Source organism: Streptomyces pseudoechinosporeus, from assembly GCF_054783935.1.
This window is the reverse complement of sequence record NZ_BAAGPS010000072.1, coordinates 23,899-40,204: the sequence shown is the minus strand read 5'-3', so window position 1 is coordinate 40,204 and position 16,306 is coordinate 23,899. Positions and strand designations below refer to the sequence as shown.

At 70.1% G+C, this 16,306-nt stretch carries 13 protein-coding genes; 7 read left to right on the top strand and 6 right to left on the bottom strand.

Annotation, left to right across the window (positions count from 1 at the left end; genetic code table 11):
• Window positions 1–11: 11 nt before the first annotated feature.
• The 3 genes from ACYVO6_RS41635 to ACYVO6_RS41625 are packed head-to-tail and all read right to left on the bottom strand — an operon-like array spanning window position 12 to window position 3,333.
• A complete protein-coding gene (locus ACYVO6_RS41635) occupies window positions 12–974 on the bottom strand; it encodes a carbohydrate ABC transporter permease (RefSeq protein ID WP_461070810.1) in 963 nt (320 codons plus the stop codon).
• The gene (locus tag ACYVO6_RS41630) at window positions 974–2,260 is read right to left on the bottom strand and encodes an extracellular solute-binding protein (RefSeq protein ID WP_461070808.1); all 1,287 of its coding nucleotides are present in this window, start codon (window positions 2,258–2,260) and stop codon (window positions 974–976) included. The genes ACYVO6_RS41635 and ACYVO6_RS41630 overlap by 1 nt, the downstream gene beginning before the upstream one ends.
• Window positions 2,261–2,307: 47 nt before the next feature.
• Window positions 2,308–3,333, bottom strand: a complete 1,026-nt coding sequence (locus ACYVO6_RS41625) for a carbohydrate kinase family protein (RefSeq protein WP_461070806.1) — start codon at window positions 3,331–3,333, stop codon at window positions 2,308–2,310.
• Window positions 3,334–3,461: 128 nt separating this feature from the next.
• Here ACYVO6_RS41625 and ACYVO6_RS41620 point away from each other — a divergent pair, with 128 nt between their 5' ends.
• The 4 genes from ACYVO6_RS41620 (at window position 3,462) to ACYVO6_RS41605 (ending at window position 9,731) form a co-directional block, all read left to right on the top strand.
• Window positions 3,462–4,211, top strand: coding sequence for a DeoR/GlpR family DNA-binding transcription regulator (locus ACYVO6_RS41620; RefSeq protein WP_461070804.1), 750 nt, complete (start codon window positions 3,462–3,464; stop codon window positions 4,209–4,211).
• Between the two features lie 39 nt (window positions 4,212–4,250).
• Window positions 4,251–5,591 (top strand): 6-phospho-beta-glucosidase, encoded by a 1,341-nt coding sequence (locus ACYVO6_RS41615; RefSeq protein WP_461070802.1) that lies wholly within the window; start codon window positions 4,251–4,253, stop codon window positions 5,589–5,591.
• 51 nt (window positions 5,592–5,642) lie between these two features.
• On the top strand, window positions 5,643–8,690 hold the full coding sequence (locus ACYVO6_RS41610) for an alpha-mannosidase (protein WP_461070800.1): 3,048 nt from the start codon (window positions 5,643–5,645) through the stop codon (window positions 8,688–8,690).
• Window positions 8,691–8,855: 165 nt separating this feature from the next.
• On the top strand, window positions 8,856–9,731 hold the full coding sequence (locus tag ACYVO6_RS41605) for a sulfotransferase family protein (RefSeq protein ID WP_461070798.1): 876 nt from the start codon (window positions 8,856–8,858) through the stop codon (window positions 9,729–9,731).
• Window positions 9,732–9,762: 31 nt separating this feature from the next.
• Here ACYVO6_RS41605 and ACYVO6_RS41600 read toward each other — a convergent pair whose 3' ends face one another.
• On the bottom strand, window positions 9,763–10,917 hold the full coding sequence (locus tag ACYVO6_RS41600; protein ID WP_461070796.1) for an ATP-grasp domain-containing protein: 1,155 nt from the start codon (window positions 10,915–10,917) through the stop codon (window positions 9,763–9,765).
• Between the two features lie 216 nt (window positions 10,918–11,133).
• Between ACYVO6_RS41600 and ACYVO6_RS41595 the strand changes: the two genes are divergently transcribed.
• Window positions 11,134–11,820, top strand: a complete 687-nt coding sequence (locus tag ACYVO6_RS41595; RefSeq protein ID WP_461070794.1) for a 4'-phosphopantetheinyl transferase family protein — start codon at window positions 11,134–11,136, stop codon at window positions 11,818–11,820.
• A gap of 33 nt (window positions 11,821–11,853) precedes the next feature.
• On the opposite strand, the gene ACYVO6_RS41590 is transcribed toward ACYVO6_RS41595, so the two are convergent.
• Window positions 11,854–12,084, bottom strand: a complete 231-nt coding sequence (locus tag ACYVO6_RS41590; RefSeq protein ID WP_461070792.1) for a hypothetical protein — start codon at window positions 12,082–12,084, stop codon at window positions 11,854–11,856.
• A 397-nt stretch (window positions 12,085–12,481) separates the two neighbouring features.
• Here ACYVO6_RS41590 and ACYVO6_RS41585 point away from each other — a divergent pair, with 397 nt between their 5' ends.
• Both ACYVO6_RS41585 and ACYVO6_RS41580 read left to right on the top strand, forming a co-directional pair.
• Window positions 12,482–13,714 carry an MAB_1171c family putative transporter gene (locus ACYVO6_RS41585; RefSeq protein WP_461070790.1) on the top strand — a complete coding sequence of 411 codons (1,233 nt, stop codon included), beginning with the start codon at window positions 12,482–12,484 and terminating at the stop codon, window positions 13,712–13,714.
• A gap of 64 nt (window positions 13,715–13,778) precedes the next feature.
• A complete protein-coding gene (locus tag ACYVO6_RS41580) occupies window positions 13,779–15,173 on the top strand; it encodes an FAD-dependent oxidoreductase (protein ID WP_461070788.1) in 1,395 nt (464 codons plus the stop codon).
• Here the strand turns inward: ACYVO6_RS41580 and ACYVO6_RS41575 are convergent.
• Window positions 15,095–16,303, bottom strand: coding sequence for an MAB_1171c family putative transporter (locus ACYVO6_RS41575; RefSeq protein WP_461070786.1), 1,209 nt, complete (start codon window positions 16,301–16,303; stop codon window positions 15,095–15,097). The genes ACYVO6_RS41580 and ACYVO6_RS41575 overlap by 79 nt on opposite strands.
• Between the last annotated feature and the right edge of the window lie 3 nt (window positions 16,304–16,306).

The following is a 16,306-nucleotide window of genomic DNA, read 5'->3' as shown; positions in this document are numbered from 1 at the left end:
GACCGGTCTCCCTATTCTTCGCCCCGGCGCTGCACCAGGCGCCAGTTGATGATCGAGAAGAGGACGACGACGAGGAAGATGCCCCACGCCACGGCGGCGCCGTAGCCGAAGTCGTTGTTGTCGAAGGTCTGCTGGAAGAAGTAGAGGACCATCGTCCGGCCTGCGTGGTCGGGACCTCCCGAGAACGTCGACTCGTTGGCCGTGGTCTGCAGCAGCACCTGAGGCTCGGAGAAGCTCTGCAGTCCGGTGACCGTCGAGATGACGAGCACGAACAGCAGCACGGGCCGCATCAGCGGAAGCGTGATCCGGAAGAAGGTCTGCACGGGTCCCGCCCCGTCGACGCGCGCGGCCTCGTACAACTCGCCCGGAATCGTCTGGAGCCCGGCGAGGAAGATGATCGCGTTGTAGCCGGTCCACTGCCAGGTCATCAGGGTGGCGATGGCGACCTTGATGCCCCACGGCGTGTTCAGCCAGGCCACCTGGTCGAGACCGACCGCCTGCAACAGGGCGTTGATCAGGCCGAAGTTGGTGGAGAAGACCGAGCCGAAGATGATCGCGACGGCCACGACCGAGGTGACGTTCGGCAGGAAGTACGCGAAGCGGTAGAGGTTCCTGAAGCGGACCGCCGAGTTGAGCATCACGGCCGTGATCATCGCCAGGAAGATCATGGGGAAGGTGGCCAGCGCCCAGATGATGACGGTGTTGCCGATCGAGCTCCAGAAGTCGGTGTCGCTCAGCAGGTACTTGTACTGGTCGAGCCCCGCCCACTCCATCGAGCCGAGGCCGTCCCAGCGGTGGAAGGAGAGGTAGAGGGAGAAGCCGACCGGGATCAGGCCGAAGGCCAGGAAGAGCAGATAGAAGGGGGAGAGCGCGAGGTACAGCCGCCAGTAGCTGAGGATGCTCTTCTTCGGTTGCTCGGGCGGGGTCTCCACCACGGCCGCGGGGGGCTTTTCGACCACGGGTGCGGTCGCCATCAGACGCTCACCCCCAGGTGCTCGGCGATGCGCCGGCAATCGCTCATGGCGTCACTCCAGGCTTTCTTCGGGTCCTTGCCGAGGACGCCGACGTTCTTGATCTCGTCCCTGATCGGCTGCCCGAGCGCGACGTCGAACGGGCTGTTGAAGGCGACCGGGATCTTCTCGGCGGCCGGGCCGTAGACGTCCATCGTGATCTGGTCGCCGAAGAACGGGTCGGGCCGGCGCAGCTTCTTCATCTCGTAGGAGGCAGGGGTCGACGGGAAGAGTCCGGCGTCGAGGAAGCCCTGGGCCTGGTTGTCCGCGTTGAGCAGCCAGGTGATGATCTCGAAGGCCTTCTCCGGCTCCCGGCACGCCTTGGTGATCGCCAGGAACGAGCCGCCGACGTTGGAGGGGCCGCCCGGACAGTTCGCCACCCGCCACTTGCCTTTGGTCTTCGGCACTTCGAGCTTGAGGTCGCCCGCGGCCCAGGAGGCGTTCAACGCGCTGGGCAGCAGCCCCCTCTCCTTGGCCGAGATCGAGTCGGGCGTGCCGCTCACGAGGCTCGAGACGAGCCCGCGGCGCTTGGCCTCCACCGCGCGGTCCCAGCAGACGCGCACATGCTCCTGGTCGCCGATGAAGTGCTCGTCCTCGTCGACGAACCGCTTGGTGCCCTGGCCGATCGACATCTCGAAGACACTGCCGACGTCGTTCAGCAGGAACGCCCCTCGCACACGCTTCTTCAGCTGCTCGCCCGCCGCGAAGAACTGCTCCCAGGTGGCCATCTCCTTGGAGACGTCGGCCGGTTCGTACGGCAGCCCGGCCTTCTCGAAGACGGCGGGCTGGTAGTAGTGCACGACCGGGCCCACATCGATGGGGAAGCCGATGAGGCTGCCGTCCGGAGCGACCCCCTGTTGCCACTTCCAGTCCAGGTACTGGCTCTTGAGCTTCTCCGCACCAAGCGTCCGCAAGTCCACGAACTGATCCGCGTTCGGCAGATACGACGCCATGTCCTCGCCCTTGAGCCCCGCGATGTCGGGGACATGGGCCTGTCCGGTCATCGTGGTGATCAGCTTGGAGCGGTAGTAGCCGCCGATCTGGATCGCGTCGAGGTCGACGGCGCTGTCGTAGCGGGCCTTGGCCTGCTTGACGACCGTGTCGCTCAGGCCGCCGCTCCAGTACCACAGGACCATGTTCCGGCCGGTCGAACCGGTCGGAACGGCGCAGCCGGATGCCAGGCCGCCGAGCGCCGTGGCGGCCGTACCGGCCAGGCCCGCGCGCAGGAGGCCCCTTCGTGAGAGCCGCACAGCTCCCACCGCCTTTCGGGTCTGTTCGCGTCTTCGCATACGAGAGTTCAGTGCTGCCGGGTGGGTGCCGGTGGCGTCACGGGGGCGTGGCGGGTCGGCGGTCCCGGGTCCGCCGGCATGCGGTCGGCCAGGAAGCCGTACGCCCGCCGCAGTCCGGGATCACGGACGGACTGCCACCACTGGTGGACGCCGTACCAGCCGGGCGCGGCCAGGGCCCCGCCGTGATGGCGTACGGAGAGTCCGGCGGCCAGCACCGCGAAGCGCAGCCGCTCGCCGAGCGGCCAGCCGCCGAGCGAGGCCGCGACGAAACTCGCGCCGAAGACGTCTCCGGCGCCCGTCGAGTCCAGGACGTCGACGTCGAGGGCGGACACATCGGCGTACTCGTCCGTGGTCTGGTCGACGGCGACCGCACCGTCGCGGCCACGGGTGACCACGGCCACCGGCACCAGCTCGGAGAGCTTGCCGAGCGCGGCGGCGGCGGTGTCGGTGCGTGTGTAGGCCATTGCCTCGGTGTCGTTGGGCAGGAAGGCGTGGCACAGGGAGAGCTGGTCGAGGAGGTCGGAGGACCACTGCTGGGTGGGGTCCCAGCCGACGTCCGCGTAGATCTGTGTGCCGTTCGCCGCCGCCTTGGCGAGCCAGGCGCGCGGCTCGGCCTCGATGTGCACGAGGGCGGTGCGCGCCTCGGGCGGGTCGCCCATCAGTGTGTCCTGCGAGTACGGGGGTTCCTGGCCGTGGGTGACCAGGGCCCGGTCGTGGTCGTAGGCGAGCGCGACGGTGACCGGGGTGTGCCAGCCGGCCGCCGTGCGGGAGAGCGAGAGGTCGATGTGCTCCTGGCCGGCGAGGACGTCACGGCAGTACGCGCCGTAGTAGTCGTCCCCGAAGACCGTGGCCAGGGAGGTGTTCAGGCCAAACCGGGCCGCCGCCACGGCCAGGTTCGCGATCCCGCCCGGGCCGGCTCCCATCCCCTCGGTCCAGATCTCCTCGCCGGGAGTCGGCGGCTTGCCCAGACCGGTCAGGACGAGGTCGTAGAAGAGCAGCCCGGTCAGCAGGACATCGGGCCGTTCGTCACCCACGCACGCTTCCTCTCGTCAAAAGCCTTCCATTTCCGTGCACAGGATCGTGCGCGCATCCAGCCACTTTGGCAAGAGTCGAGCAGAATCGAGCATAGAATTGATTGCGAATGACGAGTACTGTTCACGACGTGCTGGCAGAACGACGACACCAACTCATCCTGCGGTCCCTGCGCTCAGGCGGGCCCGCCGCCGTGACCGACCTCTCGGAACAGCTGGGCGTGAGCCCTGCCACAATCCGCCGTGACCTGGTCAAACTCGAGGAGGACGGCCTGCTCACGCGGGTGCACGGCGGCGCCGTCGCCGAGGAGGGGGACCAGCCCTTCGCCGAGGTCGCGGAGGTGCGCGTAGCCGAGAAGGACGCCATCGCCGAGCGAGCGGCGACGATGATCGAGGACGGCCAGTCCGTGCTGCTCGACATCGGCACCACCGCATACCGACTGGCCCGGCAGCTGCACGGCCGCCGCATCACCGTGATCACCAGCAACCTGGTGGTCTACGAGGAACTCGCGGACGACGAGGACATCGAGCTGGTGCTCCTCGGCGGCATGGTCCGCCGCGAGTACCGCTCCCTGGTCGGCTTCCTCACCGAGGACAACCTGCGCCAGCTCCACGCGGACTGGCTCTTCCTCGGCACCAGTGGAGTGCGCCCCGGCGGGCAGGTGATGGACACGACGGTCGTCGAGGTGCCGGTGAAGCGCGCCATGATCGCGGCGGCCGACCGGGTCGTGCTGCTCGCGGACCGGGCCAAGTTCCCGGGTACGGGAATGGCGAAGGTCTGCGGACCCGAGGACCTGGACGTGGTGGTGACCAACGGTCCTGCGGACGCCGGGACCAGGTCCGCGCTGGAGGAGGCGGGCGTACGCGTGGTGCAGACATGAACCGTGTGCTGCGGACATGAACGTGGAAAGGGTTGTTGCGTGAAGCTGACGATTCTGGGTGGCGGCGGATTCCGGGTGCCACTCGTGTACGGGGCGCTCCTCGGGGACCGCGCCGAGGGCCGCGTCACCGACGTCGTGCTGCACGACCTGGACGCGGGCCGGCTCTCGGCCGTCGCCCGCGTGCTCGCCGAGCAGGCGGCCGGTGTCCCCGGCGCACCCGCCGTGACCGCCACCACCGACCTCGACGAGGCGCTGCGCGGCGCCGACTTCGTCTTCTCCGCGATCCGCGTCGGCGGACTCGAAGGACGCGCGGCCGACGAGCGGGTCGCCCTCGACCAGGGCGTCCTCGGCCAGGAGACCGTCGGCGCGGGCGGCATCGCGTACGGGCTGCGCACGGTGCCCGTCGCCGTCGACGTCGCCCGGCGCGTGGCCCGGCTCGCCCCCGATGCCTGGGTGATCAACTTCACCAACCCGGCAGGCCTCGTCACCGAGGCCATGTCCCGGCACCTCGGCAACCGCGTGATCGGCATCTGCGACTCACCGGTCGGCCTCGGCCGCCGTATCGCCCGCGTCCTCGGCGTCGCGAACCCGCGCGAGACATGGATCGACTACGTCGGCCTCAACCACCTCGGCTGGGTCCGCGGCCTGCGCGTCGCCGGACGCGACGAACTGCCGCGGCTCCTCGCCGACCCGGACCTCCTCGGCTCCTTCGAGGAGGGCAAACTCTTCGGCACCGAGTGGCTCCAGTCCCTGGGCGCGATCCCGAACGAGTACCTGCACTACTACTACTTCAACCGGGAAGCCGTCCGCGCCTACCAGGAGGCCGAGAAGACCCGCGGCGCCTTCCTGCGTGACCAGCAGGCCCGTTTCTACGAAGCGATGAAGCGCCCTGACGCCGAGGCCCTCAAGACCTGGGACAGCACCCGGGCCGAGCGCGAGGCCACATACATGTCGGAGAACCGGGACGCGGCGGGCGCCGGCGAGCGCGACGCCGACGACCTCTCCGGCGGCTACGAGAAGGTGGCTCTCGCCCTGATGCGGGCCATCGCCCGCGACGAGCGCACCACGCTGATCCTCAACGTCCGCAACCAGGGCACCCTCTCGGTGCTCGACACGGACGCCGTCATCGAGGTGCCCTGTCTCGTCGACGCCAACGGCGCGCACCCGGTCGCCGTCGACCCGCTCCCGGACCACGCGACCGGCCTGGTGTGCGCGGTGAAGGCGGTCGAGCGCGAGGTGCTCGCCGCCGCCGAGTCCGGCTCCCGTACGACCGCGGTGAAGGCCTTCGCGCTGCACCCGCTGGTCGACTCCGTGAACGTCGCCCGTCGTCTCGTCGAGGGCTACACCGCCGAGCACCCTGGCCTGGCATACCTGAAGTAGTAGACCCTCTGAAGCAGCGCCTGAAGCAGAGCCCTCCGAGGAGACCCGCACATGCATGACGAACGACGCAGGATCGAGGAGCGCGTCCAGCGCGTCCACGACCAGCGCATCAAGACCGCGATCTACGCCGCCTCCGTGCCCTTCGAGGTCGAGGCCTGGCAGGCGCCGGGGGAGCCCGTCCCCTTCGAGGAGGCCGCGTCGGCGTCGTACGCCCCCTTCGCGATGGACACCCCCTGGGGCCCGCCCTGGGGGACTACCTGGTTCCGGATGCGCGGGCAGGTGCCCGCCGAGTGGGCCGGCCGGCGCGTCGAGGCCGTCATCGACCTCGGGTTCATCGGCGACTGGCCCGGCAACCAGGCCGAGGCGCTCGTCCACCTCGCCGATGGCACCCCGCTCAAGGCCGTCAACCCGCTCAACCAGTACGTGCCCATCGGCAACCCGGCAGCGGGCGGCGAGGAGATCCACTACCTCGTCGAGGCCGCGTCCAACCCGGACATCCTCGCCGACAACTTCTCGCGCCCGACCGTCATGGGCGATGTGCTGACCGCCGGCGACAAGCCGATCTACACCTTCCAGCGCGCCGACCTCGCCGTCCTGGACGAGGACGTGTTCCATCTTGACCTGGACCTCCAGGTGCTGCGCGAACTGATGGTCCACCTCGAAGAGCACGACCCGCGCCGCCACGAGATCCTGCACACCCTGGACCGGGCCATGGACACCGTGGACCTGGACGACGTCTCCGGCAGCGCCGCCGCGGTCCGCGAGGTGCTCGCCCCCGCCCTGGCCAAGCCCGCGCACGCCAGCGCCCACACCGTCTCCGGCGTCGGCCACGCACACATCGACTCCGCCTGGCTGTGGCCCATCCGCGAGACCAAGCGCAAGACGTCCCGCACCTTCTCGAACGTCACGGCACTGGCCGACGAGTACGAGGACTTCATCTTCGCCTGCTCGCAGGCCCAGCAGTACGAGTGGGTGCGCGACAACTACCCGCAGGTGTGGGCCCGTATCCAGGAGTCCGTGAAGAAGGGCCAGTGGGCGCCGGTCGGCGGCATGTGGGTCGAGGCCGACGGCAACCTGCCCGGCGGTGAGGCCATCGCCCGCCAGCTCGTCCACGGCAAGAAGTTCTTCATGGAGCACTTCGGCGTCGAGACCAAGGGCGTGTGGCTGCCGGACTCCTTCGGCTACACCGCCGCCTATCCGCAGCTCGCCAAGCTCGCGGGCAACGACTGGTTCCTGACCCAGAAGATCTCCTGGAACCAGACGAACAAGTTCCCCCACCACACCTTCTGGTGGGAGGGCATCGACGGCACCCGCATCTTCACCCACTTCCCGCCGGTCGACACCTACAACGCCCGGTTCAGCGGCGAGGAGATGGACCGCGCCGTACGCAACTACCAGGAGAAGGGCGGCGGTACGCGCTCCCTGGCGCCCTTCGGCTGGGGCGACGGCGGCGGCGGCCCCACCCGCGAGATCATGGAGCGGGCACGGCGGCTGGCGGACCTGGAGGGCTCGCCGAAGGTCGTCGTGGAGCACCCCGACAAGTTCTTCGCGGACGCCCGCGAGGAGTACCCGGACGCCCCCGTCTGGGTCGGCGAACTCTACCTGGAGCTGCACCGCGCCACCTACACCTCCCAGGCCCGCACCAAGCAGGGCAACCGGCGCAGCGAACACCTGCTCCGCGAGGCCGAGTTGTGGGCGACCACGGCCGCCCTGAACGCGCCGGGCTACTCCTACCCGTACGAGAAGCTCGACCGGCTCTGGAAGACGGTCCTGCTGCACCAGTTCCACGACATCCTGCCGGGCTCCTCGATCGCCTGGGTGCACCGGGAGGCGGAGGCCGAGTACGCGCGGGTCGCTCAGGAGGTCCAGGCCCTCACCGCCGAGGCCGTGACCGCGCTCGGCGCGGGGGAGACGCGGGTGTTCAACACCAGCCCGTGCGACCGCGCCGAGGTCGTGCGCACCTCGGTCGGCGTCCCGATGTACACGGAGGTGCCCGCGAACGGCAGTGCGCCGCTCGGCGCGGGCGAACCCCCTCAGCCCGTGAAGGTCACCGGCCGCGTCCTCGACAACGGCCTCGTACGCGTCGAGGTGGCCGAGGACGGAACCCTGGCCTCCGTACGGGACCTGCGGGCCGACCGCGAAGTCCTCGCCGACCAGGGCAATCTGCTCCGGCTGCACACCGACCTCCCGAACTACTGGGACGCCTGGGACATCGACAAGCACTACAAGAACCGCTACACGGACCTGCTCGACGCCGAAGCCGTCACGGTCGTCGAGGAGGACCCGCTCCTCGGTGCGATCCGCGTCGAGCGCGCCTTCGGCAAGGGCTCACGCATCACGCAGACCATCACCGTCCGCGCGGGCAGCCCCCGTATCGACTTCGAGACGGAGATCGACTGGCACGAGACGGAGAAGATCCTCAAGGCCGCCTTCCCGGTGGACATCCGGGCCGCGCACTCCTCCGCCGAGATCCAGTTCGGCCACATCCAGCGCCCCACGCACACCAACACCAGCTGGGAGTCGGCCCGTTTCGAGGTCTGCAACCACCGCTGGGTGCACATCGGCGAGCCCGGCTACGGCGTCGCGGTCATCAACGACTCCACCTACGGCCACGACGTCTCCCGCACGGTCCGCGACGACGGCGGTACGACCACCACGGTCCGCCTCAGCCTGGTCCGCGCCCCGCGCATCCCCGACCCGGAGGCCGACCAGGGCAAGCACCGCTTCACCTACGCGCTGCTGCCCGGCGCGACGATCGAGGACACGGTCGCGGAGGGCTACGCGCTCAACCTGCCGCTGCGGGTGGCCGATTCGGCCGGAGCATCCGAGCCGGTCGTGAGCGTCGAGGGCGAGGGCGTGACCGTCGAGGCGGTCAAGCTCGCCGACGACGAGTCCGGCGACATCGTCGTACGCCTCTACGAGTCCCGTGGCGGACGCGCCCAGGGCACCCTGCGCACCGGCTTCCCCCTGGCCGGCGCCCAGGTCACCGACCTCCTGGAGCGGCCCCTCGCCGAGGCGGACGTGGACGGCGGCGGGGTCGCGGTGTCGCTGCGCCCCTTCGAGGTGCAGACGCTGCGGCTGTCACGGCGGAATGACTGACCCCGTTTTCCATGAAGAATTAAGAAAGGGGTAAAAGGCCTGGTCACGGCTGGTTTTCGGCCCGCCGTGACCACGGCCTGTTGCCTGTACGACACCTGAAGTTCGCCCGGTACCCCTGGGATGGCGCGGCAAGGCGAAGGTAAGAGAAAAAAGAGGGGTGTCACCGTGCGGGACCCACGTATCTCGGCGATCCGCAAAGGGCTGAAGCGCCGCGGCAGACTGATGGCCCAGGCGGTGAGCCCGCCCCGCCGGAGCCTCGACGCCATGCCGACACAGCGGACCCCGAAGGATGCGTACGCCGCCCCGCGCGCCCCGCGCCTGGTCGACTCCCCGGTCTTCGTCCTGTCCTCGGTGCGCTCCGGCTCGACCCTGCTGCGCGTCCTGCTGAACAGCCACTCCCGGATCCGCGCCCCGCACGAGATGCATCTGCGCACCCTCCACGTCCACCTGGCCCGTGACTTCACGGCCGACGCCATGAAGGCGCTGGAGCTGGACAAGGACGAGCTGGAACACGTCCTGTGGGACCGCGTGCTCCATCTGGAGCTCACCCGCAGCGGCAAGGAGATCATCGTCGACAAGACGCCGCCGAACACCCTCATCTGGCCTCGGCTGCAACGATGTTGGCCCGACGCCCGCTACATCGTCCTGCTCCGCCACCCGGGCGCGGTCGTCACCTCCCTCACCAACCGTCGCGCCGACCCGGACCACGAACAGATCCGCCGCGAGGTCCTCGACTACAGCGAGAAGCTCGACGAGGCCCGCCAGAAGCTCACCGGCGCCCACGTGATCACGTACGAGGAGCTCACCGCCGACCCCGAGACGGTCACCCGGGGCCTGTGCGACTACCTCAAGGTCCCCTGGGAGCCGGGGATGCTCGAGTACGGCAAGAAGGACCACGGCACCTTCCGCCCCCAGCTCGGCGACTGGAGCGAGACCATCAAGTCGGGCCGCATCCAGTCGGCCCGCCCGGCCGACCCGGGGGCCGAACTGCCGCCGCGGCTGGCCGAGTTGGCGCGCGAGTGGGGGTACCCGGTCGACTGACCGGGCACCCAGGCGCTCCGGGCGAGAGGGCTCAGGCAGGGGTGGGAGTGGCGGCCGGCTCCTCCCCCACTCTCGGCTTCGCTCGAGCGGGGGGACCCCCATCCGGGGCGGGGACGGCCGGCAGGGTGGGCTGGACGTCGTCCAGGCGCGGCTGCGGCAACGACACCGCACCCACCGGGCGCGGACCCGCGACCACCGCGTAGTCCCGGCCGAGGAACGGTGGTACCAGCTCGCCCGGGTCCTCGCCGAGCGCCAACCGCACTGCCGCCCAAGGGGCGTTGAGGCCGCACTGGGAGAGCTGGTGCAGACCGCCGGCCGGGCGCGTGTTGACGTCCATGAGCACCGGCTCGTCTCCGTACATACGGAACTGCACGTTCGTGAGGTAGTGCAGCGAGAAGGCCCGGGCGATGAGCCGCGCCGGCTCGATGAAGGACGGCTGCAGCGTGAAGCCGCGCCGACGGCCGTTCTTGGTCCGGCCCACCGCCATCCGCACCCGCCCGTCCGGCCCCGTCAGACAGTCGACGGACACCTCCGGCTCCTCCAGACGCGGCATCACCAGCCAGTCGACGGGGCCGTCGGCCTGCCGCAGCGCGTCGACGACGAGGTTCAGCGGCACATACGGGCTCGGGAAGCCGCTCAGGTGCATGAGTGAGAAGGGGGCGCGCGTGATGATGCGGAAGCCGACTCCGCCCGCACCCGCGGCCGGCTTGAAGCACGCCTTGTGGCCGTCCGCCTCCAAGGCGTCGACCGCCGCGACGAGTTCGTCCTCCGTACGCACCCGCCACCACGGCGGCACCGGCACCCCGAGCGCCTGCACCGCCTCGTACGCCGTCACCTTGTCATGGAAGGTCGTCACGGCCTCGGCGGGCGGCGCCAGCAGTGCCGTACCGGCCGCGGCGAACTCCTCGCGGTGCGCGGCGACCGCCGCCTGGTGCAGCACCGGCACGAACACGTCGATCGAGTGCCGGGCGCACTGATCGAGGGCGTACTCGACGTACGCGGCCGGGGACAGCCCCTTCGGTTCCAGCTCCGCGGTGTCGGCGGCGGCCAGGATGGGGGAGTCGGGGTCACCGTGCGTCGCATGGATCTCGACCGGACGGCCGCTGGGATTCTCCCGCAGCTGATCCATGAAGAACACGTTCTCCGCGTACGTGCGGTTGAGCCAGACGCGTACGCGAGAGACCATGCAGGCCACCTTTCAAGGTTCGCGGGCACGGCGAAGCAGGCCGTGCCCGGCCAAGGAGTTTGGAGGTACACAAAACCGCCGTTCGGAAACGGTGAGCGCGCGGTTGTGTAGGGCCGATCATAGGGGTTCCGAGGCATGATCGCTGCTACGTCCGTGTTACGGATTCTGCCTCGCCGGGTACGCTGCGCCGCATTCTGCCGATGGAGGTCGGATCCAGTGATCGAGGAGTTGCTCCCGGACTCGGTCGTGGCCGTGGAAGCACACGGTGACGAGCCGGCCGAGAGTGCGACGCTGTATCCCGAGGAGCAGGCGCTGATCGCTCGGGCCGTGGAGAAGCGACGCCGTGAGTTCACCGTCGTACGCACCTGTGCCCGGCGTGCGATGGACAAGCTCGGCGTTCCCCCACAGGCCGTCCTGACCGGTGAGCGCGGGGCACCGCAGTGGCCCGCCGGACTCATCGGCAGCATGACGCACTGCGAGGGCTACGCCGCCGCGGCGCTGGCCCGCGCCACCGACCTGGCCTCCCTCGGCATCGACGCGGAGCCCCATCTGCCGCTTCCCGACGGCGTGTTGGAAGCCGTGGTGCTGCCCGCCGAGGACGGCAGGCTGCGTGCGCTCTCCGTCGAGCAGCCCGCCGTCCACTGGGACCGACTCCTCTTCAGCGCCAAGGAGTCGGTCTACAAGGCGTGGTTTCCCCTCACCGGGAAGTGGCTGGACTTCATGGAGGCGGACATCGAGGTCGGCCTGGCGCCCGGGCACACCACCTCGGGTGTCTTCCGCGCCCGGCTCCTGGTGCCAGGGCCGGTGGTGGACGGCCGCCGCGTCGACCACTTCGACGGACGCTGGACGGTGGGCCGGGCTCTCGTGGCGACCGCGGTGACCGTGGCGTACGGCGGTGGTTAATCCGGTGTCCCGTTCTCGTGCGGCCGGGGATCGTCACGGCGGAGGGCACCAGGCGTGCAGCAGGCGGAAGAACGCCTCCTCGTTGCCCGCGAGGCCCGCCGCCTCCAGCGCGCGCTCGGCCTCCGCGAGGGTGGCGGGCGGTACGACGACGGGCCGGGGCGCCGTGCCGGGCGGGTCGTCCAGCGCGGCTCGTACCGTGTGCAACAGGCGCAGATATGCCTGCACGGCGGTGCGTTCGTGATCGGTCAGTACGGCGGTCGGCATCGGACGACTCTCCCGGTTCGGCTCGGCTCCTGCGTTCACGCGCCGTCGCACAGCGGTGGCGCTGGGTCCAGCTTGCCGTCCACCACTGACAATCGGGTCCGCGGCCGCGCACACCTGAACGGTGCGCGGCCGCAGACCACGGCGCGAACCCCGGCAGACCGGCACGTGGAGGAAGGAGCGGGACCGCGACAGGAGCACCGGGGGACCGGAAGCCGGAGGAGGCCAGGCCTGGCAGTGAGCTTCCAGGTCTGGAATATTTGCCGGGCAGGGTCCGGCATGTGAGGAGTAGTCAGCAGATGCGTCGCCTTGTCACGCGGCTGGTCGGAGAATTCCAGGCCGAGAAGGAGACGGGACGTATCGGTGCGTCACTGGGCAGCCGCCGGCCGCAGGTCTGAGCATGGACGCCTCCGCCTACTACTACATACCCGCGTTCGTCTGCTGGGCCGGACTGGGACTGAAGCTGCCCGGCCTGCTGAACGCGTGGCGCGACCCCTTGGTCCGGGCCGTCTGCTGGGTGATCTTTCTGGGCGGCGCCGGCTTCTTCCTCGCCGCTCCCCGCACCGTCGCCGGGATCAACGAAGCGACCGGCATCGCGAACTTCTCCGGCCCGCTGGTGTACGCGATGGTGAGTGCCTACAGCGCCAGCTGCCTGCTGCTGATCATCCACTGGCGTGGCGGGCCCGAGGCGTACGTGCGCCGCCTCACCCGGCGCTGGAAGGCCGGCTATGCCGTCCTGGTCGCCGTACTGATCACCCTGTTCGTCCTGGGTGACGCGCCCATCGAGCGGCGCACCGATTTCGACACGTACTACGCCACGACACCGTGGATCGGGCCGATGATCGTGCTGTACCTGCTCGGCCATATGACGGCCGCCGTCGTGACCACCGTTCTGTGCGGGCGCTGGGCGCGGGAGGTGCACGGATGGCTGCGGGCCGGACTGTGGCTGCTGGTCCTCGGCTGGCTGCTCAACCTGTCCTTCAGCGGTCTCAAGCTCACCGCGGTGATCGCGCGGTGGACGGGCCGGGACTGGGACATGCTGAGCACGCTTCTGGCGCCCCGCCTCGTGGGCCTGGCGGCGGCCGTCGCCACCGCCGGCTTCACCGTGCCGCTCCTCGGCCCGTGGGGGAGTGCCGTCTGGCGTGCCGTGACGACATGGCGGCGGCTCGGCCCGCTGTGGCGGGAACTCGGCGACACCCACCCTGGCAGTCCGCTCGCCGCCTCGATTCCCTGGTACTCCTCGCCGTTCATCCGCCTCACCCGACGCGAGGCCGGGATCGAGGACGGGCTGCGACTGATCCGTCCCTACTTCGATGACCACGTCCGCTCACGCGCCCGGACAGCGGCCCGTGCCGCGGGCCACAGCGCCGACAGCGCCGCCCGCATCGGCCACGCGGCGATGGTCGCCGCGGCTGTGCGCGCCTGCCGACGTGCCGGACCGGTCACACCGGCGGCCCTCTTGGAGAACGGCGAGAACACCGAGAACGCCGCGCACACCGAGTACGCCGAAGCCACCGAACTCCCCGCCACGCGCTCGTCCTTGATCGGTATCGCACACGCCTTGCGTACGTCCCCCATCGTGGCGGAAGCCCGTCGGCAGTCCGCCCGGCAAGCGGTCGTCAGCCATGACTGATGCGGCGGCGCAGCGCCTCGTATCGGAGCAACAGTTATCGGGAGCAACAGAAGGAGTGTCCGACTTGTCTGACAGAACTGCCCCTCGTCGCACCGCGGTGGTGGTCGGAGGGGGGATGACGGGCATGCTCGCCGCCGCCGTACTCGCCGACCATGCCGACGTCACCATCGTCGAACGGGACCTGCTGCCGGACGACCCCCAGCCACGCAAGGGACTGCCGCAGGCCCGTCACGCTCACCTGTTCTGGTCCGGCGGCGTCAAGGCCCTCGAGGAGATCCTGCCGGGCATCACCGGCCGACTCGTCGACCGCGGCGTCCGGAGAGCCCGCGTCATGACCGACCTGGTGTCCAGGGCTCCGTCGGGCCACTGGTTCCGGCGGTTCACCCAGGCCCGGCACAGCTTCCTCGTGGGCAGCCGTGATCTGCTCGACGCCGTGATCCGCGCCGACGTGCTGCCGGACCGGCGGATCACCCTGCTGCAACAGACCGAACTGCTGGGCCTGGAAGGCAGCGCGGACCGCGTGACAGGAGTGCGCATACGCGAGGCGGACTCGGAGCGCACCCTCCCCGCCGACCTGGTCATCGATGCGAGCGGGCGCGCCAGCCGCGCTGCCCACTGGCTGGGGGACCTGGGGCTGCCGCCCGTCCACGAGCGCACCGTCGACGCCGGAATCGGCTACGCCAGCCGGATCTACCGCCCACCGGCCGGCGCCGTCGACTTCCCGATCTTCAACGTCCAGGCCGAGCCCCAGGCCAACCCGGCGCGGGGCGGCGTCATCCTCCCGATCGAAGGCGGCCGGTGGCTGGTGACCCTGTCCGGCAGCCGCGGCGGGCAACCCACCAGCAACAACGACGAGTTCGTGCCCTTCGCCATGAAGCTGGCCCACCCCCTCATCGGCGAACTCCTCACCAGGGCCGAACCCGAAACCGACGTCATCACCACCCGCAGCACCGCCAACAAGCGCCGCTACTACGAGAAGGCCGCCCGCTGGCCCGAAGGCTTCGCCGTCCTCGGCGACGCCGTCGCCGGCTACAACCCCATCTATGGGCACGGACTGAGCGCCGCCTCCCAGAGCGTCCTCGCTCTGCGCGGTGTGCTGCGCGAGCAGGAACTCACCGCACCCGGCACGGCACGGCGCATCCAGAAGGCCGCGGCCCGGCCCGTCGACAACGCCTGGAGCCTGGCCGTGGGCCAGGACGTGTTCCGGCCGGGCGCCAGCGAGCAGCCGCCCACCCGGCTGGAGAAGACGCTTGCCGCGTTCGTCGACAAGGCCGCCGACGCCGGCTCACGCAATCCCCACGCCCTGCGGATCCTGCTGGACGTGATGAGCATGGAGAGGGACCCGACGCGGCTGCTCATGCCCGACATGCTCGCCCTGGTCTATCTCGGCCGGAAGAAGCCCCGGTTGAGCGGACCTCCGCTGACCGCGAAGGAGGCCGCCGTGACGACGGGGGACTGACGCAGGGCGAGGGACATCCGTACCAGGTCGCGGGGCCCTTCGGTGGACGCGGGCGGTGCCGCGTCCGCCGGCGCCGAGCTGATGACCCTGCCCTCCGGGTCGGCGGCCCTGGCCCGCATCGCCGCCGTCACCATCGCCGCGTCGGCCTCCGCCTGCGCCTGGACGGGATCGGAGCCCGCGGCCACGGCCGCTTCGTAGGCGCCCGCACGGATCTCGGCGTCGAAGTACGGGTACAGCGCGAGCATGCCGTCGTGGATGTCGGACTCCCGCTGGGTCACCTGGAGTTCGGCGGGCGACCACCACGAGATGCGTACGGCACGGTCCTTGGGCGGCGCGAGGGGCCTCAACTCCCGCCACAGCGGCCCGAGCCGGCGATAGGTGGACCAGGTGCTCCAGATGTCCCCGATACGCTGGCCGGCCGGCGGAAGACAGAAGCCGAGCGCGGTGAGCTGCATCCCGACGGAGGCCATCGCGGGCGCCACATAGGTGCTCAGGTCGTCCAGGTCCTGGCCGTTCCACCGGGCGACCACCGCGATGAACTTGGTGACGGAGTAGGGGATGTTGCACGAGAAGCCGAGCGCGATGATCAGCAGCCCGGCCCGCAGCCAGCCGCGTACCTGAAGCGCCCAGCGCCAGCACATGACGTCCATCGCGACGCCCCCGACGGTGAGCGACACGAGGTAGAGCACGATCATCTCGCGGAGGAACGGCGTGTTGGCGTAGTACGTGTCGAGGTCCCGCAGCCGTTCCTCCGGAGCGTCCCCGAGGACGAAGAGCACGACCAGCGCCACGATCACCACGCCGTACCCGGCGATCCAGCGGCGGGAGGCCCGTCGGGTCGCCTCCGGCGGACCGCCGCGCCAGTTGATGATCACTACCAGACAGGCGGCGCTGAGGGCGCTCAGCAGGCCGTAGACGAGCGGCGCCGAGACGTTCGCGATGCCGGTGAGGCGGTTGACATCGGCGATCGTCGGCGGGGCGGCGAAGAAGAACACCAGGCCCGACAGGGCGATCAGCGTGCACACGGAACGCTGCAGCGGATCGTGCCAGGAGCGCAGTAACGCGGGCGTCTTGATGGCGAGCGCGATCGCCATCGCGAGAGCCGGTATGTAGTAGCCGGAGTCATCCATGGC